Origin of the sequence: Variovorax sp. PCZ-1 (genome assembly GCF_018413605.1) — a bacterium.
In the GTDB taxonomy this organism is placed as follows: Bacteria; Pseudomonadota; Gammaproteobacteria; order Burkholderiales; family Burkholderiaceae_C; genus JANMDU01.
Genome location: NZ_JAHCDN010000001.1, coordinates 684,383 through 706,487 on the forward strand (window position 1 = coordinate 684,383; position 22,105 = coordinate 706,487).

Annotated in this window: 23 protein-coding genes; 6 read left to right on the forward strand and 17 right to left on the reverse strand. The window is 54.5% G+C overall.

All coding sequences use genetic code 11. The features are described 5' to 3' along the window. Nucleotides 1–21: 21 nt before the first annotated feature. Nucleotides 22–507: a tripartite tricarboxylate transporter TctB family protein gene (locus tag KIH26_RS03400; RefSeq protein WP_213442446.1), complete on the forward strand. Its 486-nt coding sequence runs from the start codon at nt 22–24 to the stop codon at nt 505–507. Nucleotides 508–519: 12 nt separating this feature from the next. Continuing rightward, complete coding sequence (locus tag KIH26_RS03405) at nt 520–2,034, forward strand: tripartite tricarboxylate transporter permease (protein ID WP_213442448.1); 1,515 nt, start codon at nt 520–522, stop codon at nt 2,032–2,034. 61 nt (nt 2,035–2,095) lie between these two features. On the opposite strand, the gene KIH26_RS03410 is transcribed toward KIH26_RS03405, so the two are convergent. The 12 genes from KIH26_RS03410 to KIH26_RS03465 all read right to left on the reverse strand — a co-directional run bounded on the left by KIH26_RS03410 (nt 2,096) and on the right by KIH26_RS03465 (nt 13,558). Continuing rightward, the gene (locus KIH26_RS03410) at nt 2,096–3,073 is read right to left on the reverse strand and encodes a GlxA family transcriptional regulator (protein ID WP_213442449.1); all 978 of its coding nucleotides are present in this window, start codon (nt 3,071–3,073) and stop codon (nt 2,096–2,098) included. Further along, nucleotides 3,066–3,632: a cysteine hydrolase family protein gene (locus KIH26_RS03415; protein ID WP_213442451.1), complete on the reverse strand. Its 567-nt coding sequence runs from the start codon at nt 3,630–3,632 to the stop codon at nt 3,066–3,068. Before KIH26_RS03415 ends, KIH26_RS03410 begins: the two co-directional genes overlap by 8 nt. Nucleotides 3,633–3,751: 119 nt before the next feature. Then, entirely contained in the window at nt 3,752–4,597 is an 846-nt protein-coding gene (locus tag KIH26_RS03420) for a DUF429 domain-containing protein (RefSeq protein ID WP_213442453.1), read from the reverse strand. A 10-nt stretch (nt 4,598–4,607) separates the two neighbouring features. After that, the gene (locus KIH26_RS03425; RefSeq protein WP_213442455.1) at nt 4,608–5,489 is read right to left on the reverse strand and encodes a DMT family transporter; all 882 of its coding nucleotides are present in this window, start codon (nt 5,487–5,489) and stop codon (nt 4,608–4,610) included. Between the two features lie 12 nt (nt 5,490–5,501). Then, a complete protein-coding gene (locus KIH26_RS03430) occupies nt 5,502–5,921 on the reverse strand; it encodes a rhodanese-like domain-containing protein (protein WP_213442457.1) in 420 nt (139 codons plus the stop codon). Beyond that, complete coding sequence (locus tag KIH26_RS03435; RefSeq protein ID WP_213442458.1) at nt 5,921–6,346, reverse strand: BLUF domain-containing protein; 426 nt, start codon at nt 6,344–6,346, stop codon at nt 5,921–5,923. Before KIH26_RS03435 ends, KIH26_RS03430 begins: the two co-directional genes overlap by 1 nt. A 30-nt stretch (nt 6,347–6,376) precedes the next feature. Then, on the reverse strand, nt 6,377–7,114 hold the full coding sequence (gene folE / locus KIH26_RS03440) for a GTP cyclohydrolase I (RefSeq protein ID WP_213442460.1): 738 nt from the start codon (nt 7,112–7,114) through the stop codon (nt 6,377–6,379). A 69-nt stretch (nt 7,115–7,183) separates the two neighbouring features. Then, nucleotides 7,184–8,914 carry an ATP-dependent DNA ligase gene (locus KIH26_RS03445; RefSeq protein WP_213442462.1) on the reverse strand — a complete coding sequence of 577 codons (1,731 nt, stop codon included), beginning with the start codon at nt 8,912–8,914 and terminating at the stop codon, nt 7,184–7,186. Then, nucleotides 8,911–10,008, reverse strand: coding sequence for a ligase-associated DNA damage response exonuclease (locus KIH26_RS03450; RefSeq protein WP_213442464.1), 1,098 nt, complete (start codon nt 10,006–10,008; stop codon nt 8,911–8,913). Before KIH26_RS03450 ends, KIH26_RS03445 begins: the two co-directional genes overlap by 4 nt. Then, on the reverse strand, nt 10,008–11,264 hold the full coding sequence (gene clsB, locus KIH26_RS03455) for a cardiolipin synthase ClsB (protein ID WP_213442466.1): 1,257 nt from the start codon (nt 11,262–11,264) through the stop codon (nt 10,008–10,010). Before clsB ends, KIH26_RS03450 begins: the two co-directional genes overlap by 1 nt. Nucleotides 11,265–11,267: 3 nt before the next feature. Then, nucleotides 11,268–12,020 (reverse strand): endonuclease/exonuclease/phosphatase family protein, encoded by a 753-nt coding sequence (locus KIH26_RS03460; RefSeq protein ID WP_213442468.1) that lies wholly within the window; start codon nt 12,018–12,020, stop codon nt 11,268–11,270. 29 nt (nt 12,021–12,049) lie between these two features. After that, nucleotides 12,050–13,558, reverse strand: a complete 1,509-nt coding sequence (locus KIH26_RS03465) for an NADP-dependent isocitrate dehydrogenase (protein WP_213442470.1) — start codon at nt 13,556–13,558, stop codon at nt 12,050–12,052. Nucleotides 13,559–13,657: 99 nt separating this feature from the next. On the opposite strand from KIH26_RS03465, the gene KIH26_RS03470 reads away from it, so the two are divergent. After that, nucleotides 13,658–14,572 carry a LysR substrate-binding domain-containing protein gene (locus tag KIH26_RS03470; protein WP_213442472.1) on the forward strand — a complete coding sequence of 305 codons (915 nt, stop codon included), beginning with the start codon at nt 13,658–13,660 and terminating at the stop codon, nt 14,570–14,572. Continuing rightward, entirely contained in the window at nt 14,569–15,621 is a 1,053-nt protein-coding gene (locus tag KIH26_RS03475; RefSeq protein WP_213442474.1) for a DUF72 domain-containing protein, read from the forward strand. The genes KIH26_RS03470 and KIH26_RS03475 overlap by 4 nt, the downstream gene beginning before the upstream one ends. Nucleotides 15,622–15,682: 61 nt before the next feature. Here the strand turns inward: KIH26_RS03475 and KIH26_RS03480 are convergent, their stop codons facing one another. Next, the gene (locus KIH26_RS03480; protein ID WP_213442476.1) at nt 15,683–16,159 is read right to left on the reverse strand and encodes an Lrp/AsnC family transcriptional regulator; all 477 of its coding nucleotides are present in this window, start codon (nt 16,157–16,159) and stop codon (nt 15,683–15,685) included. A 107-nt stretch (nt 16,160–16,266) separates the two neighbouring features. Between KIH26_RS03480 and KIH26_RS03485 the strand changes: the two genes are divergently transcribed. Both KIH26_RS03485 and kynU read left to right on the forward strand, forming a co-directional pair. Continuing rightward, a complete protein-coding gene (locus KIH26_RS03485) occupies nt 16,267–17,205 on the forward strand; it encodes a tryptophan 2,3-dioxygenase (protein WP_213442478.1) in 939 nt (312 codons plus the stop codon). A gap of 13 nt (nt 17,206–17,218) precedes the next feature. Then, entirely contained in the window at nt 17,219–18,469 is a 1,251-nt protein-coding gene (gene kynU / locus KIH26_RS03490; protein ID WP_213442480.1) for a kynureninase, read from the forward strand. Between the two features lie 136 nt (nt 18,470–18,605). Here kynU and prmA read toward each other — a convergent pair whose 3' ends face one another. From prmA to KIH26_RS03510, 4 genes are all read right to left on the reverse strand, one after another. Beyond that, entirely contained in the window at nt 18,606–19,502 is an 897-nt protein-coding gene (gene prmA / locus KIH26_RS03495; RefSeq protein ID WP_213442482.1) for a 50S ribosomal protein L11 methyltransferase, read from the reverse strand. 5 nt (nt 19,503–19,507) lie between these two features. Beyond that, on the reverse strand, nt 19,508–20,857 hold the full coding sequence (accC, locus tag KIH26_RS03500; RefSeq protein ID WP_213442484.1) for an acetyl-CoA carboxylase biotin carboxylase subunit: 1,350 nt from the start codon (nt 20,855–20,857) through the stop codon (nt 19,508–19,510). Between the two features lie 12 nt (nt 20,858–20,869). Next, the gene (gene accB / locus KIH26_RS03505) at nt 20,870–21,361 is read right to left on the reverse strand and encodes an acetyl-CoA carboxylase biotin carboxyl carrier protein (protein ID WP_213442486.1); all 492 of its coding nucleotides are present in this window, start codon (nt 21,359–21,361) and stop codon (nt 20,870–20,872) included. 144 nt (nt 21,362–21,505) lie between these two features. Continuing rightward, on the reverse strand, nt 21,506–22,084 hold the full coding sequence (locus tag KIH26_RS03510) for a TlpA disulfide reductase family protein (protein WP_249660934.1): 579 nt from the start codon (nt 22,082–22,084) through the stop codon (nt 21,506–21,508). Between the last annotated feature and the right edge of the window lie 21 nt (nt 22,085–22,105).

Sequence of the window (22,105 nt, forward strand, 5' to 3'; positions counted from 1 at the left end):
TCAAAATAATCAGGAGAAACCGTGAATATCAAAAGTCAGAAAGACTTCTTTGCCGGACTGATGTTTATCGTCGTCGGTGCAGCTTTTGCGATTGGCGCTTACAGCTATTCCATGGGTGAGGGTGCTCGTATGGGGCCAGGCTACTTCCCGCGCTTGTTGGGTGTGGTGTTGGCTGTTTTGGGCTCCATCATTTTGTTTAAGTCGCTCACTGTGGCTACAGCCGATGGCGACAAGATCGGCAGCTTCGCTTGGAAGCCGATGTTTTGCATCATTGGTGCCAACATCATTTTTGGTATTTGCATCGGCGGCTTGCCGATCATCAAATTTCCCGCGCTGGGCATGATTGTGGGTATCTACGCGCTGACCTTTGTGGCCAGCTTGGCCGCATCGCCCTACAAGGTCAAAGAGGTTTTCCTGCTTGCGACCTTTCTCTCTATTCTGAGCTACCTCGCTTTCATCGTGCTGCTGAATTTGCAGTTCCCGGTGTGGCCCTCATTTCTCGCTTAAGGAGGACACAACATGGATCTGTTTAACAACCTCGCGCTTGGCTTCGGCGTCGCTTTCACCCTTCAAAACCTGATGTACGCCTTCATCGGCTGCCTGCTCGGCACGCTGATTGGTGTTTTGCCGGGCATTGGCCCCGTGGCTACAATTGCCATGCTGCTGCCTGCCACCTACGCACTGCCCCCTGTGGCGGCGCTGATCATGTTGGCCGGTATTTACTATGGCGCGCAATACGGTGGCTCCACCACGGCGATTTTGGTGAACCTACCCGGTGAATCCTCCTCCGTGGTCACCACGCTGGATGGCTACCAAATGGCGCGCCAAGGCCGAGCGGGCCCTGCGCTGGCTGCTGCTGGCATTGGCTCCTTCTTCGCGGGCTGCGTGGGTACCTTGATCTTGGCTGCTTTTGCAGCACCTTTGACCGAAGTGGCTTTCAAATTCGGCCCAGCTGAATATTTCTCGCTCATGATTTTGGGCTTGATCGGCGCCGTGGTGTTGGCTTCGGGCTCTCTGCTCAAGGCGCTCAGCATGATCATCTTGGGGCTCTTGCTCGGCTTGATCGGCACCGATGTGAATTCCGGCGTGGCACGCTACAGCTTTGATATCCCCGAGCTCACGGATGGCATTGGCTTCATCGTGATCGCCATGGGTGTATTCGGCTATGGCGAGATCATCAGCAATTTGGGTAAGAGCGATGACGAGCGCGAAGTCTTCACTGCGAAAGTGACTGGCCTGATGCCTAACGCTGAAGATTTCAAGCGCATGGCACCTGCGATTTTGCGTGGCACGACTTTGGGCTCAGCTCTTGGCATCTTGCCCGGCGGTGGTGCTTTGTTGGCAGCTTTTGCGGCTTACACGATTGAGAAAAAGACCAAGCTCAAGCCTGGTGAAATGCCGTTCGGTAAAGGCAATATCCGCGGCGTGGCTGCGCCAGAGTCTGCCAACAACGCCGGCTCACAAACCTCCTTCATCCCCTTGCTCACCTTGGGCATTCCACCCAATGCCGTGATGGCGCTGATGGTGGGCGCGATGACGATCCACAACATCCAACCTGGCCCCCAGGTGATGACAAGCAACCCCGAGCTCTTCTGGGGCTTGATCGCCTCTATGTGGATTGGCAATGCCATGCTGATTATTTTGAACCTGCCACTCATTGGCATCTGGATCAAACTGCTCACCGTGCCTTACCGCTGGCTTTTCCCAGCCATCGTGCTGTTCTGCTCGATTGGTGTGTACTCCACCAATAACAACACCTGGGATATCTGGATGGTGGCGGCCTTCGGTGTGATTGGCTACATGGCTTTCATCAAGCTCGGTTGCGAGCCTGCGCCCTTGTTGCTGGGCTTCATCTTGGGCCCCATGATGGAAGAGAATCTGCGCCGCGCTATGCTGCTCTCGCGAGGCGATTGGAGCGTGTTTGTCACGCGTCCGCTGTCGCTGGGGCTTTTGATCGCTGCGGCCTTGCTGCTGGTGATTGTGCTGCTGCCTTCAGTGAAGAAGAAGCGCGAAGAGACTTTTGTGGAAGATTGATCTTCTGCAGCTCATCAAAAAAGGCAGCTTAGGCTGCCTTTTTTTGTTTTTTTAAAATGGCTTAGCCTAGTTTGGTTTGTGAGGGCAGACCCTCTTTGACTAAGGCTTTCCAGGCGCGGCGCAATTGCAAATCAGAACGGAAGCCCGCCATATCAGAGGCCTGAGCCACGCTTTTGCCCGCTTTCAATGCTTTTTCTGCCAACTCCACCCGAATGCTGCGCAAAAAATCCAGCGGGCTCATGCCCACATGCTCGTCGAAAAGCCGGTTGAGATGCCGCGTCGAGGTGCAAGCAAGCTCGGCCATGCGCTCAGCATCCCAAGCTTCGCGCGGCGCTAGGCTCACCGCATCTTGCACACGATGAACAGCGGGATGCAAATGCGCGCGGCTGCTCAAAAAGGCCGACATTTCTGGATCGCCCGGCCCGCGCCTCATCGGCATCACCATCACTTGCGCCACGCGTGCCGCAACCGCTTCGCCGCACACATCGGCAATCAAATGCACCGCCAAGTCAATGCCGGTGGTGATCCCCGCGCTGCTGTAAATGCTGCGCTCGCTATCTGATACAAACACGCGATTGGCCAACACTTGGCATTGTGGTTCTAACTTTCGCAATGCCTCCAGCTCCAAGTGATGCGTCGTCACCTGCGCGCCTGCGAGCAAACCTGCTTGTGCGGCCAGCAGTGCGCCAGCGCAGACGGTGATCAGGCGATGCGGCGCTTGAAGCTGGCCGCTGATGCTGCGTAGCCAAAGCGTGAGGTCGCGCACAGGTTTGCTGCTCAAATTAATGTGCTCATCAGGCGCGCCCAGCAAAATCACCCAGCTTGGCTGTGCTAATTTTGCTGGCAGCGGCTCCAGCTGCATCAACCGTGCCCCCACAGAGCTTACCGCTTGCAAATCTGGCCCGATAAACCTCATGCGAAAAGCAGAGGGCTTGCCTTGGCGCTCCAAAGTCTGATTCGCAATCCGAAACGCTTCAGCCGGCCCCGCCCAATCGAGGGCGCAACTGTGTGGGAGCATCACGAAAAGCAAATCAATCATGCAGAGCCTGTTTCTTTAAAGCCTGTTCCACTGTGCAGATGCGAGCAAAACGTCCATCGAGTACGGTGGCGGTGCGGGTTTTGATGTCTGTTGCGCTGAGCAGCGAGCCATCTGCATTTTTCATATCAAAAGTGAGCGTTGCGTCGGTCACGTAATCTATCTGCCAGCCCAGATCACTCGCATGGCGCGTTGTCGTTTCGCAGCATTGCTCAGTGCGGATGCCGCTGATGATGAGCTTCTGAATGCCATGCTGCGTGAGCCACACATCCAGCCCTGTGCCTACCAAAGCACTGTGGCGCGATTTGTAAATGGTATGTGCTGCATCAAAATCAGCCAAGCCTTGGAGGGGGCTCACATGGCCAGATTCAAGAGCAAATGAATTGCTAGCTAGCTTGTCACCTTCCACATGAAAAACACGAACAGCAGGAATACCTTGGCTTTTGCAGCCTTCAATCAATGCGTTTTGATGTCTGAGATAGTCAGGCACGTTGGTTGAGGAAAAATAAGGGCGATGACGAAACGATTCTTGCACATCAATCACAATTAAGGCGGTTTTCATGGCGATACTCCGTAGTTGAGGAATGCCTTGATTGTTGTGGATACAGTGATCCGTATTTCTTCGATACCAGACAAGAATCTATCATTTTCGGACATTCTGCTTTGAATGCCGTCTCTGGGTCAAGCGGTGATGATCCAGCCTTCGAGTGCATCAAATTTCGGTAGCCCATAGTTCTTTTTGCCGGCCAAATGCTTGCCATAAGCCCAATGCGCTTGCAGCATGCACAGGGTAGCGTCCAAGCTGTCGCCGCTGGCATCATCGATGAGTTGCTCGCGTTGCGCATTAGAGAGTTTGAGGCGCACTTTCAGTTTCGTTTGCCCGTTTTCCAAAGCGGTGAGGATGTCTTTGCGAGCAATCAGGCGTTCGGGCGTTTGCTTGGCTTTATCGTCGCTTTTGTAGCTGCGTGATCCAATGATTTCTCTGGCGAGCAGTCCAGGGTAGGCTTCTAGGGCAACTTTATTGGGATGGCCTTGGTGCAATCCGGGGAAGTGGCAGCCTGCTTGAAGCAGCAGAGGCACACCGGCATGCAGCATGTAGGCCACGGGAGGATTCACCCATTTCATACTGGGGCTGCTGCCGGCGGGCAGATCAGCTGCGCGGTGAGCGAATTTGCCGCCTACTGGCCTGGCATCGCAAAAGGCCTTGAAGGTGGCGCGAATCTCTTCGCGCGAGAGACTGGTGTAATGCTGCATGCAGGCGTGCCAATCGAGTGGCCACTGCAAAGTTTCCACCAATTCACGCGGGAGACCAAATGGCAAATCAAAACCGCCAATCCATTTGCGATCTGCTTTGAGCCAATCACCCCATACTTGGAGAGAATCAAAGCGCTCTAGTTTCAATAGCACGCTGCGCAATGAATATGCCGGCGAACTGCCGTTTTCTTCTAAAATTTCCTCACTCAATGCCACAACCACTGGCTTGCGCTTGGAAGGGCTGGAGGAGAAATCACAACCGATGATTTGCATGTCAGTCTACTTACCCTAAGGCCAAGGCCATCACGCCTGCTGCAATGGCGCAAGCTCCCAGAATGCGTAAACCGCGATCACTCTCGCCCAGCAATTGCCCACCAATCAGCGCCGCAAATAGCATGCTCACTTCGCGTGCGGGCGCAACGTGGCTCACAGGCGCGATCTTCATCGCATACAGCACCAGCACGTAAGCAATCGGGCTGAAGATCGCCACGATCGCAGCATATTTCCACTGTAGTTTCCACAGGCGCCTGGCCTCGGGTATATCGCGCAGCACGGCGATAGAGCTGTAAGGCATGCGCAATACATTGCACCAGTAGTCAAACAAGATCGGCGAAATCGCCAGCATCTTGACAGCCCAAGCATCGAGGATGGTGTAGCAAGCAATGAGCGCGCCTGTGAGCACACCCCAGAAAATGCCAGCTTGAATGCGAGCGCGTTTGGAAGGATCGTGTGCCGCACGAAACAGCGCTGGCCCGCCTGCCACGAGAAACACGCCGATCACCACGCCTGCAATGCCCAGCACACCAAAGGCCGAGAGCTGCTCACCAAACACAATCACAGCCACGCCAGATGAGAGCAGTGGGCCACTGCCGCGCGCTACGGGATAAACCACCGTGAGATCGCTTTTGCGATAACCCGTGAGCAAGCAAATGAAATACAGCCAATGCACAAAGCCGCTCACCGCCATCGCAGTCCATTCTTTCCAGCCCCATGCGGGCAACATATCCCAGCCCAGCCAAATGCACAGGGGCGACCAGACAATGAACATGATGACGCATGAGAAAAATGTGAACCGTGCATCACCCCCCGCTTTCTTGGCGGCCACATTCCACAGCGCATGGATTAATGCGCCCAAGAGCACTAAAAACAAGGCAGCAAGAGGCATGGTCTTAAGGCATCAGGGCTTGAAGGGAGAAGATGGTTTAACCATCGGCCAGCCGCGCTTAGCCCATTCGCTCATGCCGCCGTGCACGTAGCGCACATGCGCATAGCGTTGCTCGCCCAGTTGTTGGCGCAAGGCGCGCAGCGTTGCTGCAGAGCGGTTTTGTGTGTTGCAAATCAGCAGCACGGGTTTATCGGGCTGCAAGGGAATTTCTTGGACGCGTTTGCCCAACTGGCTCATTGGAAGCAAGAGCGCTCCAGCCGCGACACCTGTAGCGTGTTCTTGTGGCTCGCGGATATCGATGAGCACTGCAGAAGCAGATTCATGCAAACGGCGCGCTTCATCCAAGCCGATGACTTCGCTTGAAGTGCCTTGAGAAAAAGCAAAAGGGCTGCAAACTGCAGCCCCGATGACGATGGCATCACGCCTTTGCATCAAGCCCGGCCAATGATGCTGGCTGTGGCCATCAACTCTTCTAGCAATGCCAGCGACACCTTGCCACTCACCGCATAAGGATCGAGCTCAGCCTTTTCCGAGTATTTCAAGACGATGGAGGTATTGAGCTTAGCAAGGTTAACTTGCCCCATCGTCCAGCCGCCAAAACGGCGCTCTTGAATTTCTTGAAAATCAAGCAGCACCACATCTTTGTGACGCTTGTCTCTGCAAATATGGTTGTAGAGCTCGCTCACAGGGCCACGGCCACCTTCGATGGCTTGCAAGAAAATACCTGCACCGTAGCAAAGAATGCCGGTGATGCCCAGCTCTGGATTGTGTTTGCGTGAATCGCTCAAGATGCCATCAATCACTTCTGGCTTAGAAGGATCTGCCAAACGGCTGACGTAGAGAAGACGTACTAACATGGTGTGTGCCTCGTTATTATTGATTTGTTATTACTTGCCAGACGGGTCGCGCGGAATGAGCGAGAGGAATTCGCGGCGCAGATTTGCATCTTTCAAGAAGCAGCCACGCATCACAGAATTGATCATGCGTGAATCCATGTCTTTCACGCCACGCCAAGCCATGCAGTAGTGGGTGGCTTCCATCACGATGGCCATGCCATCAGGCTGGGTTTTTTGCTGAATCAAATCGGCCAATTGCACCACAGCTTCTTCTTGAATCTGCGGGCGATTCATGATCCATTCGGCCATGCGCGCATATTTGGACAGGCCAATCACATTGGTGTGCTCATTAGGCATCACGCCAATCCATACCTTACCAATCACCGGGCAGAAGTGGTGACTGCAGGCGCTGCGCACGGTGATGGGGCCGACGATCATCAACTCGTTCAAATGCTCGGCGTTCGGAAACTCCGTGACATCAGGCCCTTTCACATAGCGGCCTTTGAACACTTCGTTCACATACATCTTGGCCACGCGGCGCGCTGTATCGCCGGTGTTGTGATCATTTTCGGTATCAATCACCAGGCTTTCCAAGACGCCTTGCATCTTGACAGTCACCTCATCCAGCAGCTTGCCCAGCTCACCAGGTTCGATGAATTCGGCAATGTTGTCGTTCGCGTGGAAACGTTTTTTCGCGGCGTTGATACGCTCACGAATCTTCACAGAGACGGGCACACCTTCGGTGCTCAATGCTGTGTTGTTGGAGGGAGTGTCTGTTTTCATAAGCATGCCAAATTTTAAATCATCTAAATTTTTAGGGTTTTTGGCCAATAACCGGCATACCTACTGCGCGAGGTGCTATGAATTTAATAGTAATTGAAGATCGTGTAGGGTATTGGCTTCGTGTAAAGGTTTATCCATACGGATACGCAGCATGCGCGGGAAGCGCACCGCGATGCCTGATTTGTGTCGAGGTGAACGGTTGATGCCTTCGAAGCCGAGCTCAAAAACGATGCTGGGCTTGACGCTGCGCACGGGGCCAAATTTTTCTAGGGTGGTTTTGCGGATGATGGCGTCGATCTGCTTGAACTCTTCGTCGGTGAGGCCAGAGTAGGCTTTGGCGAAGGCGACGAGTTGCAAGGCTTCGGGTTGTGCGGGTAGTCGTTTCTCAATGGCATCGATCACAGCTTGTGCTTCATCAGCATCGCGCGGGGCTCGGCTCCACACCGCAAAGGTGTAATCGGTGTAGACGCTCGCTCGCCTGCCGTGGCCAGCTTGTGCGTAAATCAGCACAGCATCCACTGTGAGCGGATCAATTTTCCATTTCCACCAGAGGCCGTCGGCTTTGGTGCGGCCTTGGCCGTAAGCCGCGTCTTTCTTCTTAAGCATCAAGCCTTCTACACCGCGCTCACGTGAGTGGCTGCGCTGCTCTATCAATTGCTGCCAATCATTTGCTTCAACGATGGGGGACAGAAGCCAGGCTTGTTGCTTGGCCAGTATTGCCTCAAGCTGGCTACGCCGCAAATGTTGCGCTTGGGAGCGAATGTCCTGGCCTTGTACTTCAAGCAGGTCATAGGCCATGAAGCCTACGGGTGCGTCCTGCAGCACTTTTTTGGTGAGCGTTTTTCGGCCAATGCGCTGCTGCAGCAAATTAAACGGCTGCGGCGCACCATCTTTAATCACCAAGATTTCGCCATCGAGCACGGTGCCATCTGGCAGCTGCGTAGCTATGGATTCAATCTCAGGAAATCGCCCATTCATCAGCTCTTCGCCGCGCGACCACACATGCACAGCCCCTGCGCGTTTGACGATCTGTGCGCGAATGCCGTCGTATTTCCACTCGGTCTGCCAGTCGCGCACGTCACCGAGTTCAGTCAGCAAGCTCGCTGCATCCTGTGCAGCGGTGGGTGGCAAACCATGTGCGAGGAAAAAGGGATAAGGTTGCCCAGAGTTTGAATGATTTGAGCCATTTCCCGGCGTATCTTCTGCGCAGAGTGCTATGAATTTAAGAGTAATTGCATCGCCGCTCAAGTGCTTGCCATCGGTATAACCCATCAGCCGTTGCGCCACGATCTTGGCATCCAGCTGGGCATGCGCAGCCAGCGCGCGTGTCACGAGCAGCTTGCTCACGCCCACGCGAAAGCCACCACCAATGAGCTTGATGAGCAGGAAGCGAGATAGCGCATCCATCTCACGCCACCAAGCTTTGACTTGGATGCCCTGCGCTTCCTCACTTTGCGCTTTCAGGCTTTGCAAACGCATCACCCATTCGCTCAAGCCTGCGTCATGCTGCGTCTGCTCGCTTTGAGGAATGATGTGGGCTATCGTCTCCGCCAAATCGCCAACGGCTTGGTAGCTTTCTTCAAACAACCATTCGGGAATGTCTGCTGCTTCCTGCGCCCAGAGTTTGAGCAAGCCCGTTTTCACCACTTGCCGAGGCTTGCCACCAGCGAGAAAATACAGCGCCCAAGCCGCATCATGTGGATGTGATGCAGCCACATCACCAAAGTAGCTTTGCAGTGCAGCGAGCTTGTCATTCGTTGAGGTGGTGGCATCCAGCTCGGCGTAGAGTTGGGCAAAGCGTTTCATCTCTTGCTCTCTTCTACTATCAAATCAGTAGCTGCTTGCGCAGATTCTGCGCCGGTGATCAGTGGTTTTTCTTCTAAATTCTCATCGCCATATTCAGTTTGGAAGCTGCCCGCTTGCAAACCCTGTTCTTGCAGATAGCGCACCATGACCGGCACGCTGCCATGCGTGACGATCACGCGGCTGGCTTGCGTGGCTCGGATAGCGCTATGCAGCCCCGGCCAATCGGCGTGATCACTCAAAACAAATCCACGGTCATAGCCGCCGCGCCTTCTTGCACCGCGCAGCAGCATCCAGCCGCTGGCAAAGGCATCGGAATAAGGCTCAAAGCGCTTGATCCATGGCGTTCCCGTTGCACTTGGCGGGCAGAGCACCAGGCATCGCTTGAAATCTTCTTTGTCTGTCACCTCGCTCACGGTGCGCGTCTCTGGCAGCGCTACGCCTGCTGCGCGGTAGGCGTGATTCAGCGGCTCCACCGCGCCATGCGTGATGATCGTGCCAATGCTTGCATCAATACCGCTCAAGATGCGCTGCGCTTTGCCAAAGCTGTAGCAGCAGAGCACGCTGGCTTTACCGATAGCGGCATTCGCAGCCCACCACGCATTGATCTGCGCAAAGATATCTGCATCATCTTGCCATCGGTAAATCGGTAATCCAAACGTGCTCTCTGTGATGAAAGTGTCGCAGCGCACCGGCTCAAACGGCGCGCAGGTGGCGTCCGCAGCGACTTTGTAATCGCCGCTCGCCACCCACACTTGCCCACCGAATTCAAGCCGCACTTGCGACGAGCCGAGCACATGCCCGGCAGGATGCAAAGAGATGCGCACACCGTTGTGCAGCACTTCTTCGCCATAGGCGAGGGGCTGCATATTGATGGCACCTAAGCGAGTGCGCATCACGCCTTGTGCATCCGCGTGCGCAAGGTAATGCTTATGCCCCGTGCGCGCATGATCCGCATGCGCATGCGTGATCACGGCGCGATCCACAGGCCGCCAAGGATCGATATAAAAATCTCCTGCTGGGCAATACAGGCCCTCTGGTCTTTGTATGACCAGATCAAGCGCCTGACGCTGGACCACCCAATCGCCAGCAGACATCAATATCGCCGCCCGGTGATGGACAGCGCCAAACGCATCAAACCAAAGGCAATACGATCGAGCATGCGTTGCAGCAAAGGGCGATTGGCAAATTCATGCGCGCTGACTTGTTTGCCATCTTGCGTCATTGCGTTGATCAAACGCTCGCGCAGATCGCGTGCAAACGCGCCATCAAGCACCACGATATTGGCCTCGCGCGCGAGCAAGAGACTCAAGGGATCAAGATTAGATGAGCCTACCGTCGCCCAAGCCTTGGCGCTGTGCGCATCAATCACCGCGACCTTCGCATGCAAGAAGCTGGTGGCGTATTCATGAATCTCGATACCGGCAGACAGCAACACTTCATACACAGGCCGCGCGGCATGATACTGCATGAAATACTCATAACGGCCTTGCAGCAAAAGCTTCACTTTCACGCCACGCTTGGCAGCACCGAGCAATGCTTTGCGCAGCTTACCGCCGGGCAGAAAGTAAGCGTTGGCGATGATGATCTCGTGCTGTGCTTGTGAGATGGCTTTGAGATACGCGCGTTCAATGCGCTGGCGGTGGCGCACGTTATCTCGTAAGAGTAATGCGGCTCGTGCGAAATGCGCACTGAGCGCGCTGGGCGCATGGTTTTCAGCGCTGTGGCCCGCTGCCAAGCTGATGCGTGTGTGCGTTTCACGGGCACTTGCCCAAGTCTGCATCGCGGCTTGCAGTTTGCGCTCTCGCAATTGCAAATAAGCATTTTGCCGAAGCCAGAGGCTGCGCGTGGCATCCAGAATGTCGCCTACCAGCGCGCCTTGCACGCGCACGGCGAAATCAAAGCGCGGCTGCGGTAATGCGCCATGATTGGGGTCATAAAAATCATCCAAGATATTGATGCCGCCACAAAAGCCCACGGCCTGTGCGGTGCTTCCATCGATCACACACAGTTTGCGATGCAATCTTCGCCACCTGCTGGGAATCAAAAGCCCCAAGCGACCCAGCGGGTTATAGACCCGCCATTGCACGCCCGCTGCATCAAAGCGCGCTTGCCATTCAGGCGGCACATACTCTGTGCCCGCGCCATCCATGAGCAGATGCACTTTCACGCCGCGCAAGGCTGCACGGATCAAGCTATTGGCCACATCCTGGCCGCTGGCCGTGAAATCAAAAATATACGTCTCCAATCGCACCTCATGCCGCGCAGTTTCACAATCTTGCGCAAGCGCAGAGAAATAGGCGCTGCTGCCGCTGAGCAAGCTCAATTGGTGGCCATCTTTGAACACTGGCATGGTTTACAGCTCAATTTCTACCATCAAAGGCAGATGATCCGACATACGCGCCCACTCTTTACCTTGCGGTACATGTGTGGAGATGATTTTGGCGTGTCGCGCAAACACATGATCCAGCTGCACCAGAGGCAAGCGTGAGGGAAACGTCGCGTGGCCGCGCAAGGCATGCGTGGGCAGCTTGGCAGCTCCAAGCGCAGCTTGCGCCCATCGCACGGGCGTGATCGGTGAATTGAAATCGCCTGCCACGATCAGTGCGTCTTTTTTGGGAATATCGCGCTCAATGTACTGCGAGAGTTGCGCCAATTGCCTTTGTCGGCTTGCTGCAATCAAGCCCAGATGAACCACGATCACATGCACGCTCTTGCCTTGCACAGCCAGCGTGGCATGCAACAAGCCGCGCTGCTCAAAGCGGTGATCACTCATGTCTTCGTGCGCATGCGAGATCACGGGATGGCGCGAGAGCAGGGCATTGCCGTGCTCGCCGTGTTTGGTGAAGGCATTGGTGCGGTACACCGCTTCGTAGCCAGCAGGCGCTAAGAAATCCGCTTGCGGTAGTGTGGGCCATTGGGTGAAATGCGCCGCTTCCTTGTGGTTGATGCGGCGCACTTCTTGTAGGCAAATCACATCGGCATGCAAGCTGGCCACAGCCGTCTGCATATTGTGAATCTCCAAGCGCTTGCGCAAACCCATGCCCCGCACACCCTTGTGAATGTTCCAGGTGACGATGCGTAATGAAAAATGCCCAGATGTTGCCATCTGGGCATTGTAGAAAGGTATGGGTGACTTTATTGGCCTTGACCTAAAGCAAAGCCCCTCTGGCCATCAAAAGTGCACAGGTTCTCCGTTTTGATCACATCCAGGCCAGCTTCGGTGAGTGCGGCAAGCAAGGCCACGATGTCATGCTGGGAAATCGTGCCTTCCGAGTGCGTGGCAACGAAGCGGCAGCGCCAATGGTCTGTGCAAAAAGTCTCTGCAAAACCATGTGGCCAAACTTTGACGCCACGATTGGTGATCATTTGCAGTTTGACTGCGCTTTGTTGCTGAGTGGGGCTGTGCAAAAGCTGCGCCAAATACTCTGGGCTCAAGGGGCGTGCATGCAAGAAGATATCCACGCCAACTAGGGCTTTCTTCATGGGCGCTGCACGCGTGTAGAGCGGGGCAGCAGCGGCCACTGGCTGGGCTGGCTTGCTCTCAGCATAAGTCACAGGTTTGAACTGCTTGGGCGTTTGACCCAAGCGCGAAATGACTTCATCCGCAAACGCAGCGGTACCCACAGCTCGCCCATCTTTGCTGTGCAGCACATCGGCGGTTTGAATTCCTGCTTCCAGTGTAGCCAGCCAAGCATTGTGAATTTTGGCCGCTACGTCGTGTTGACCTATATGCACCAGCATCATCACCGCGCCCAGCAGCAAGCCGCTCGGGTTAGCCAGATCCTTGCCTGCGATATCGGGGGCGCTGCCATGAATCGCTTCAAACATCGCCACATGCTCGCCAATGTTGGCGCTGCCAGCGAGGCCGACGCTGCCCGTCATCTCGGCGGCAATGTCAGACAGGATGTCGCCATACAGATTGGGTGTCACGATCACATCAAACATTTCAGGCCGCGTGGCTAATTTTGCCGCGCCTATGTCGATGATGAAACGATCACGTTGAATATCTGGATACTGTGCGCCAATCTCTTCAAACACGGAGGTGAACAATCCGTCCGTCATCTTCATGATGTTGTCTTTGATCATGCAGGTGACTTTTTTGCGGCCGTTGTTCTTGGCGTATTCAAAAGCGTAGCGCACGATCTTCTCGCAGCCGGGGCGGGTGATCAACTTCAAGCACTGAAAGACTTCATCGGTTTGCCGATGCTCGATACCTGCATACAAGTCTTCTTCGTTCTCCCGCACGATCACCAAATCCATCTTCGGGTGCAGCGTCTGCACAAACGGTGCGTAGCTCACGCAAGGGCGCACGTTGGCGTACAAGCCCAGCGTTTTTCGTACCGTCACATTCAGGCTTTTGTAGCCGCCACCTGAGGGCGTGGTGATGGGCGCTTTGAGGAAGACTTTGGTGCGACGCAGACTTTCCCAAGCGCTGTCTTCAATACCTGCACTGTTGCCCGCCAGATAAATCTTCTCGCCAATGTCGATCTGCTCAGGCGCGATTCGCGCACCTGCTGCGGTCAAAATGCGCAGCGTGGCGACCATGATCTCAGGGCCGATGCCGTCGCCATAGGCTACGGTGATCGGGGTTGCTAGGTTTGTGTGTGGAGCGGGTTGAAGCAAGCTGTGGGGTTCAAAATTCATGATGATCTTTCGTAATAGCAATCGGTGTGTGATGACTTTAGAGAAAACTGATCATTAAGAAAAATACTTTGTTTTTATGATTAACATAGAATAAAAGCTATGAATCGCCATTTGCAACGATTACTCAGAACAACGCCCCAACAGCTGCGCGCCTTTGAAGCCACGGCTCGATTGCTGTCTGTGACCAAAGCCGCAGAGGAGTTGCATGTCTCGCAACCCACGGTGAGCGTACAGCTCAAGGAACTGGCCGCTGCCGTGGGCACGCCGCTGTTTGACACCGTTGGGCGGCGCATTCAGCTGACCGCTGGAGGGCAGGCATTGCTGGAGACAGTGAGCGAAGTGGTGGGCTGCTGGCAGCGCTTTGAATCGACGCTCTCCGATATGCAAGGCCTTGTGCGCGGGCGGCTCAAGATTGCAGCGGTGACGACTGCAGAATACTTCGTGCCCGATCTGCTTGGGCCTTTTGCAGCGGCGCATCCGGGCGTGGACATTGATTTGGCAGTAGAAAACCGTGATCGTGTGGTGGAGCGGCTGGAGAAACACAGCGATGATCTGGCTGTGATGATGCTGCCTCCCGCGCATTTGCCGCTAGATGCCCTGCCTTTTATGGCCAATCCTTTGGTGGTGATCGCAGCTTCGAGCCACCCACGTGCGGGTAAGCGCAGTCAGCTTGCGCAATTGCAGCAAGAGCGTTGGCTCATGCGTGAGAGCGGCAGCGGCACACGTACGGTGGCTTTGCAGCATTTCATGGCGCATGATTTTGAGCCGCGCATCGCCATGAGCTTGGGCAGCAATGAAGCGCTCAAGCACGCAGTCGCATCTCATCTAGGCATCAGCGTGATCTCGCGCATGGCCTTTACAGGGAGCGCCGCGCACGCGGGTTTGGTGGAACTTAAAGTCAGCGGTTTTCCGCTGCAGCGCCAATGGCAGGTGGCTTGGCGGAAAGACTACCCACTATCAGCCGCAGCGCGTACTTTTGTGAAATACCTCCAATCCAGACCGAGTCTGTCATGACGCTTGCTTTGTTTGACGATGCACCCGAGCCAGCACCGAAGAAGCGATCAGCTTCATCGGGCGTATTGCCCGCGTTTGTGTCGCCAGAGATTCAAAGCTTGGCGAAGGAATTACCTGCATCGCTTCGCTTGGGCACATCATCTTGGTATTTTCCCGGCTGGGCAGGTTTGGTTTGGGATCAGCCGTATGCCGAAGCCAAGCTCTCCAAAAAGGGCTTGCGCGCTTATTGTCAGCATCCTTTGCTGCGCACGGTGAGCTTGGATCGCGCGTTTTACCGGCCGATGCAGGCAGAGCAATACGCTCAGCTCGCTGAGCAGGTGGATGATGATTTCCGCTTCGTCGTGAAAGTGCCCAGCATGATCAGCGATGCTTTGATTCGCAGCACGGAGGGTAATAAGGCGGGGCGTGGCTTGCAGTCCAATCCCCATTTTCTGGATGCCAAAATATTTCACGAAATATGTTTGCAGCCATTGCTCGAGGGCTTGAAACATCAACTCGGTGCGCTTGTTTTGCAAATCAGCCCGATGCCTGCTCATATGCTCTCGCACAGCGAGATTTCAAAGCTATTTGGGCAATTGGCCTGCATATTATCTGCGCAGAGTGCTATCAAAAATATAGTGCCTCATGCGCTGATCGCCGTGGAATTGCGCAATCCAGAGTTCATCAGCACACCCCTGCGCGAAGAGCTCATAGCCTTGCTCAAGGACACAGGGGCGACATACTGCCTCGGCCTACATGCCAAGTTGCCACCCATTGAAGATCAGCTGCCCATTCTGCGCAAGCTTTGGCCAGGCCCACTTGTTTGTCGCTGGAATCTGCATAGCAAACATGGCCGCTTCGGATACGAATCGGCACTGTCAAGTTACGAGCCGTTTAACAAATTGGTGGATGAAGATATGCATACACGCGAGCAACTCGCGCGCGTGATCGCCGGTACGCTCAAAGGTGGCCAGAAAGCTTTGGTGACGATCAATAACAAAGCCGAGGGCTCAGCACCGCTGTCGGTAGCTAAGCTAGGGACGGCTGTTTTGGAGCATATTTCAAGATAAAAATGGCCTATCGCCGGCGTAGAATCTGCGCGGAATGCTATCAAATCGATACTATTTCAACTCACACCGGTAGCTGAATTGCCACATGATCTTTCACTGCCTTGAGTGAAAAACTGCTTCGCAAAGATTTCACAGCCGGAAGCTTGCGCAGTTTGTCCATCAACAGCGTAGAGAAATGATCGAGATCACGTGCTACCACCATCAGCATGAAATCCTCCAGACCCGACATGCCGTGACACCAAACCACTTCGGGAATCAGGTCAATTGCCTCTTCAAACTTGCGTGCGGATTTATCGTCGTGGCTGTCCATGCCCACATGCACCATTGCCAGCACCGAGAGCCCCATCTTGCGGCGATCCAGCACAGCGCGGTAGCCGCTGATCACGCCTTCTTCCTCAAGTCTCTTCAAGCGCCGCCATGTGGGTGATTGTGAGAGCGCAAGCTGCTCGCCCAGTTGCGCGGTGGAAAGGCGGGCTTCGTTTTGAAGTGCATGCAAAATTCGCTGATCTAATTCATCAATATTCGCTTCTTGAGGCATAAATATCCTAAATACATAATTTTGTTGGATTGAACAATCTTGTATTGTGCGAAAAAGAGGATCAAAACGCAATCCTTTGCTCATCATCTTTGCGTACACTCGTATTCATGGCACGCGTCACCCCCATCTTCCCCCAGCTCGTTGAGCCCAGCGGCGTCAACTGTTCTAACCAATCGCGCGATATCGGTGTCACCACCGACGAAACGCGCGCTTATGCCGCCACACAGACGGACGGCAAGCCTCTTGTCGAGTTTGGCGGTACCAGCAATCCTTATGTGGATTACCAGTTCATTGATTTGCTCCACACTTTGCAGCAGCCCAAAAGCCAAGGCTACGATGAGACTTGTTTCATCGTGATGGGGCAGGTCAAAGAATTGCTGTTCAATGCGCTGCACTTTGAGCTTTACAACGCGCGGCATCAGATTGACCAAGACGAAGTGATTGAAGCCATTCGCATGATCAGCCGCGCTCGTGCGATCACTACCTACATCGCGCATTCTTGGGATGTGCTCAACACGATCACGGCTGATGGCTTCAACGAATTTCGCAATTCGCTGGGGCAGGCTTCCGGTCAGCTCTCTTTCATGTATCGACATGTGGAATTCATTCTGGGCAACAAGAGCGCGCGGCTCGCGCGGGCGCACAGCAATATTGCGCATGTGTGGCCGAAGATGAAAGAGGCATTGGAAGCACCTTCTCTTTATGACCGCATCATCGCGCTATTGGCCAGGCGTGGTTTTTCTCTGGATGCGAAGGCTTTAGACAGAGATTGGTCTCAGCCTTATGAAGCCAATGCTTCGGTAGAAGCGGCATGGCTTGAGATTTATCGCCAAGCCAAGACAGACAACCAACTTTTTGAACTGGGTGAGGCCTTGGTTACGTTGGATGATCACATCTCACAGTACCGCTGGCGGCATTTCACCTCCGTCTCTCGCATCATCGGCCACAAGCCAGGCACGGGCGGCTCCGCTGGCGTGGGCTGGCTGCGGCATGTGACCGAACATCGCTTCTTCCCTGAGCTCTGGTCGCTCAGAACCTCTCTTTGAATTCACTTCCAACATGCAAGATTTTGAACAAGCCTATGCAAAGGCAAAAGCGCTGGATGCGCAAGATCCCCTGTCCGCTCAGCGTGATGGATTTCAATTGCCCGAAGGGCTGATTTATCTCGATGGCAATTCCCTCGGCGCGCTACCGCGCAGCATGCCTGCGCGTATGCAAGAGGCCGTTGAGAACGAATGGGGCCGGGGCTTGATCCGCTCTTGGAACGATGCGGGTTGGTATCAGGCTACCTCGCGCGTGGGCGCATCCATCGCGAAGCTGATCGGTGCTAAGCCCAACGAAGTGATGGCTTGCGATTCCACGAGTATCAATCTCTTCAAGGTGATGAGTGCGGCGGCGCAGGCCTTGCCTGATCGCAAGATCATCATTTGCGAAGAAGGTAATTTCCCGACCGATGGCTACATCGGCGAGGGCGCTGCAGCCTTGTTTGGCAAGCAGATCGTTTTAGCGAACCAAGAAAACATTGAAGAAAAAATCGCGCAAGCAGGCTCGCAGCTGTGTTTTGTTTCACTCACCCAAGTGCATTACAAAACCGGGCGCATGCTGGATATGGCACGCGTGACGCGGCTCGTGCAAGCTCAAGGCGCGCGCATGATTTGGGATTTGGCACACAGCGCTGGCGCTGTTGTCGTTCAGCTCAACGCTTGCCGTGTTGATTACGCTGTGGGTTGCGGCTACAAGTATTTGAATGGCGGGCCGGGCGCGCCAGCCTTTGTGTATGTGCGCGAAGATTTGCGGGGCAGTGTTCAGCAGCCCTTGCAGGGTTGGTTTGGGCATGCTTCGCCTTTTGCTTTTGAGCAAGCCTACACACCCGCGCAAGGCATGAGCCGTATGCTGGTAGGCACGAGCAGTGTGCTTTCGATGATTGCCCTTGAAGAGGCTTTGAAAGTGCATGAAGGTGTGAGCATGCAAGCGATTCGCGCTAAGAGCGAGGCGCTAACGCAGCTCTTCATCGAGCTCTACGACGCGCATATCGCGCCACTTGGTTTTGGCTTAGCGACGCCGCGCAACGCTGCAGATCGCGGTAGTCAAGTCAGCTTCACGCATCCAGATGGCTACGCGATCATGCAAGCGCTGATAGCACGCGGCGTGATTGGCGATTTCCGTGCGCCGAATATTTTGCGCTTTGGATTTGCGCCGCTTTATGTCAGCTATGCGGATGTGGTGCGCAGTGTGGAGATTTTGCGCGAAGTGATGGAAAGTGCTTCGTGGCAGCAGCCTGAATTTCAGCAAAGAAAAGCTGTGACTTAAGCACTTGGCTTTCTGAAGAATAGAACGCAAAAGACGCAAAACAAACGCAAAAATCGCAAAAAAGAAATCCTTGGTTCTGGTTTTCTTTTTTGCGTCTTCTGCGTTTGTTTTGCGCCTTTTGCGTTCTATTGTTCGATCAGAAGTAAGCGGTCATCAAAATCCAACCATCTTCCCGATCAGACACTTCAAGCTTCGCATAGGGTGCATAAGCGGCTTTGAGCTCGTCTTCTTGGCGTTCCAAAATGCCAGCTAATACGAGATGCCCGCCTTGCGACACATGCCCGGTCAGCAAGGGTGCAAGCACTTTGAGCGGTGTAGCCAAGATATTGGCGAGCACGATCGCATAGCTGCGCGGCGCATTGCTCACTTGATCAGGCAAACCTGCGTTGAGCGTGACATGATTGGCTACCGCATTGTCTTTGGTCGATTGCACAGCGGCTTCATCAATATCCACTGCATCAATGAATGAAGCGCCATACAGCGCTGCGCCAATGGCCAAGATGCCGCTGCCGCAGCCGTAATCGAGCACGCGTTGCTTGGCTAAAGCCGCTTCATTGCGAGCAATCCAGCGCAAACACATGCGCGTGGTCGGGTGTGTGCCTGTGCCGAAAGCCAAGCCTGGATCAAGTGTGATGATCTTGGTCGCAGCTGCAGGCTTGTCATGCCATGTTGGCACGATCCAAAATTCTGGTGTGATCTCCACAGGCGCAAACTGAGATTGTGTCAGCCGCACCCAATCTTGATCGGCCACCTCTTGAGCCCCTAGGCTTTTGCAATCTGAGAAAAAGTCTTGCGGTGCTAAAAGTGATTCAGCTTCTTTGGCTTGCTCTTGGGTAGCAAACAAAGCCTTGACGACTGAGCGTTCCCAGCCCGCTTTAGGTGGTGGCATACCTGGCTCGCCAAACAGCGCTTGCTCGGCAGGCGTGGCCGTATCGGCATCTTCGACGCTCACGCTCAAAGCATCCAATGCTTCAAGCGCGTCGCTCACAGTTTCGACTTGTGACTCAGGGCAGAGAATGGAAAGCTCAAACACGCGGCTTACCTCTTATGCACTTTCATCCACTCTTCCAGATAGTGGATGTTGGTGCCGCCTTGCATGAATTTCGCATCCGCCATGAGCTCACGATGCAAAGGAATATTGGTTTTGATGCCTTCGACCACAGTCTCATCCAGCGCCGTGCGCATGCGCAGCAGTGCTTGCTCACGCGTAGGCGCATGCACAATGATTTTGCCGATCATGCTGTCGTAGTTTGGCGGGACAAAATAATTCGTATAAGCATGCGAATCCACGCGCACACCAGGGCCGCCGGGCGGATGCCACAGGCTGATGCGTCCTGGGCTGGGCATGAAGTTATACGGATCTTCCGCATTCACGCGACATTCCACCGCATGGCCACGGATCTCAATTTGCCGCTGCGTGAAAGGCAGTTTCTCACCAGCCGCCACGCGGATTTGCGTTTGTACGATATCCACACCCGTGATCATCTCCGTCACGGGATGCTCAACCTGCACGCGCGTGTTCATCTCGATAAAGTAAAACTCGCCGTTTTCGTAGAGGAATTCAAAAGTGCCTGCGCCGCGATAACCGATCTTCTTGCAGGCTGCAGTGCAACGATCACCAATGCGCTCAATGAGCTTGCGTGGAATCCCTGGCGCTGGCGCTTCTTCAATGATCTTTTGATGGCGGCGCTGCATGGAGCAATCGCGTTCGCCCAAATACACGGCATTCTTAAAAGTATCCGCAATGATTTGAATTTCAATATGGCGTGGGTTCTGCAGGAACTTCTCCATATAGACATTGGGATTGCCAAAAGCCGCGCCGGCTTCTGCTTTGGTCATCTGCACCGCGTTGATCAGTGCTGCTTCGGTGTGCACCACACGCATACCGCGCCCGCCGCCGCCGCCAGCGGCTTTGATGATCACGGGATAGCCGATTTTGCGGGCAATCGCCCTGATCGATGCTGCATCGTCTGGCAACGCACCTTCTGAGCCGGGCACACAGGGCACCCCGGCCTTGATCATGGCTTGCTTGGCCGAGACCTTATCGCCCATGATGCGGATGGAATCGCCTGTGGGGCCAATGAATTTGAAGCCTGATTGCTCCACTCGGTCTGCAAAATCGGCGTTCTCGCTTAAAAAACCGTAGCCGGGGTGAATCGCCTCAGCATCGGTCACTTCCGCTGTGGAGATGATGGCCGGCATATTCAAATAGCTTTGCGCAGAAGGCGCAGGACCAATGCATACCGCCTCATCGGCCAGCTTCACATATTTGGCCTCGCGATCCGCTTCGGAATACACCACCACAGATTTCACGCCCAGCTCACGGCAAGCGCGTTGAATTCTTAAAGCGATCTCGCCTCGATTGGCGATCAGTATTTTTTTAAACATGAGGGATCAGCCTCACTCAATCACAAACAATGGCTGGCCATATTCCACGGCTGCGCCGTTCTCCACCATGATCTTCTTGATCACGCCGGCCTTGTCCGCCTCGATTTCGTTCAAGATCTTCATGGCTTCGATGATGCAAATCGTCTCGCCAGCGGCCACGGTGTCGCCGATTTCCACAAAAGGCTTGGCATCTGGGCTGGATGAGCGATAAAAGCTGCCCACCATCGGCGATTTCACCGTGTGGCCAGCCAGCGCGACGACATCCGCGGCAGCTTCGGACAGGGCGGGCGCGGCGGCAGGCGCGGCTGCGCTGGCTTGCGCAGGCGCGACTTGCATCATCTGCTGCATGGGTTGCTGTTGCATCATGGCCGGCGCAGCGCTGTAAACCACGCCTCCCGAGCCTTTCACAATACGCACTTTGCCTTCGGCTTCTGTGATCTCCAGTTCTTGAACTTGAGATTCAGAGACCAAATCGATCAAGGTTTTGAGTTTGCGTAAATCCATGTGTGTACTCCAACGAAATAATTTTTGCGATCTGTAGATAGGCCAACTGAATCAGATCAGGACGCGAGTGTAACTCATGAAAAGTGTGCAAAAAATCACGATCATTCACTTAAAAGCTATTAATTGCTGTTAAATAGGCCAAAATCAGGCGATTTTGCTAAAGTCTGAGATCTGCTCTGCAGAGAGTTTACCCATATGCCGCAAGGCAATCTCGCCTTGGGAATTGATCACCACCGTGAATGGTAATGCACCAGTCAGGTTGCCAAGTGTACGCGAAAGCTCAATGCCCGCCAAGCCCGCCAGCGGGGTAGGGAATTGCACGGGGGTTTTGCCTAGAAATTTACTAACTGCATTTGCGTTATCAGCAGCTAAACCCACCATTTGCCATCCTTTTTCAGCATTTTGGCGGAAGAAGGCATCTAATAAAGGCATTTCTTCTACGCAGGGCGGGCACCATGTTGCCCAAAAATTCACCACCAAAGGCTTGCCACGAAGCTTGGCTAATTTATAAACGCCACCCGAAGGCAGCTCGGCTTCCAACGCCCAAAGTGCGGCGAGCGCGTCATTTTCCGGCTCGGCCAGTCGATAGCGCCAAAGCGCCAGGCCAGCCCCAGCCACGACTGCTGCGCCAGCCGCAGCAGCAAAAAGTAGCTTGCGGCGCTTGGGCAGCGCAGGGGGCAATATCGGGTGAGTAGATTCCATATGCCTGTATTGTGCTGTCATCTCGCGGAAAAGTAGCCTGAA

Coding starts and splice junctions, on each gene's coding strand:
- KIH26_RS03510 (WP_249660934.1), bottom strand. CDS start 22,084: ATGACAGCACAATACAGGCATATGGAATCTACTCACCCGATATTGCCC.
- kynU (WP_213442480.1), top strand. CDS start 17,219: ATGCAAGATTTTGAACAAGCCTATGCAAAGGCAAAAGCGCTGGATGCG.
- KIH26_RS03415 (WP_213442451.1), bottom strand. CDS start 3,632: ATGAAAACCGCCTTAATTGTGATTGATGTGCAAGAATCGTTTCGTCAT.
- KIH26_RS03460 (WP_213442468.1), bottom strand. CDS start 12,020: ATGGCAACATCTGGGCATTTTTCATTACGCATCGTCACCTGGAACATT.
- folE (WP_213442460.1), bottom strand. CDS start 7,114: ATGCTTATGAAAACAGACACTCCCTCCAACAACACAGCATTGAGCACC.
- accC (WP_213442484.1), bottom strand. CDS start 20,857: ATGTTTAAAAAAATACTGATCGCCAATCGAGGCGAGATCGCTTTAAGA.
- KIH26_RS03410 (WP_213442449.1), bottom strand. CDS start 3,073: ATGATTGATTTGCTTTTCGTGATGCTCCCACACAGTTGCGCCCTCGAT.
- KIH26_RS03425 (WP_213442455.1), bottom strand. CDS start 5,489: ATGCCTCTTGCTGCCTTGTTTTTAGTGCTCTTGGGCGCATTAATCCAT.
- KIH26_RS03420 (WP_213442453.1), bottom strand. CDS start 4,597: ATGCAAATCATCGGTTGTGATTTCTCCTCCAGCCCTTCCAAGCGCAAG.
- KIH26_RS03470 (WP_213442472.1), top strand. CDS start 13,658: ATGAATCGCCATTTGCAACGATTACTCAGAACAACGCCCCAACAGCTG.
- KIH26_RS03485 (WP_213442478.1), top strand. CDS start 16,267: ATGGCACGCGTCACCCCCATCTTCCCCCAGCTCGTTGAGCCCAGCGGC.
- KIH26_RS03435 (WP_213442458.1), bottom strand. CDS start 6,346: ATGTTAGTACGTCTTCTCTACGTCAGCCGTTTGGCAGATCCTTCTAAG.
- KIH26_RS03465 (WP_213442470.1), bottom strand. CDS start 13,558: ATGAATTTTGAACCCCACAGCTTGCTTCAACCCGCTCCACACACAAAC.
- KIH26_RS03480 (WP_213442476.1), bottom strand. CDS start 16,159: ATGCCTCAAGAAGCGAATATTGATGAATTAGATCAGCGAATTTTGCAT.
- clsB (WP_213442466.1), bottom strand. CDS start 11,264: ATGCCAGTGTTCAAAGATGGCCACCAATTGAGCTTGCTCAGCGGCAGC.
- accB (WP_213442486.1), bottom strand. CDS start 21,361: ATGGATTTACGCAAACTCAAAACCTTGATCGATTTGGTCTCTGAATCT.
- KIH26_RS03405 (WP_213442448.1), top strand. CDS start 520: ATGGATCTGTTTAACAACCTCGCGCTTGGCTTCGGCGTCGCTTTCACC.
- KIH26_RS03430 (WP_213442457.1), bottom strand. CDS start 5,921: ATGCAAAGGCGTGATGCCATCGTCATCGGGGCTGCAGTTTGCAGCCCT.
- KIH26_RS03450 (WP_213442464.1), bottom strand. CDS start 10,008: ATGTCTGCTGGCGATTGGGTGGTCCAGCGTCAGGCGCTTGATCTGGTC.
- KIH26_RS03475 (WP_213442474.1), top strand. CDS start 14,569: ATGACGCTTGCTTTGTTTGACGATGCACCCGAGCCAGCACCGAAGAAG.
- KIH26_RS03445 (WP_213442462.1), bottom strand. CDS start 8,914: ATGAAACGCTTTGCCCAACTCTACGCCGAGCTGGATGCCACCACCTCA.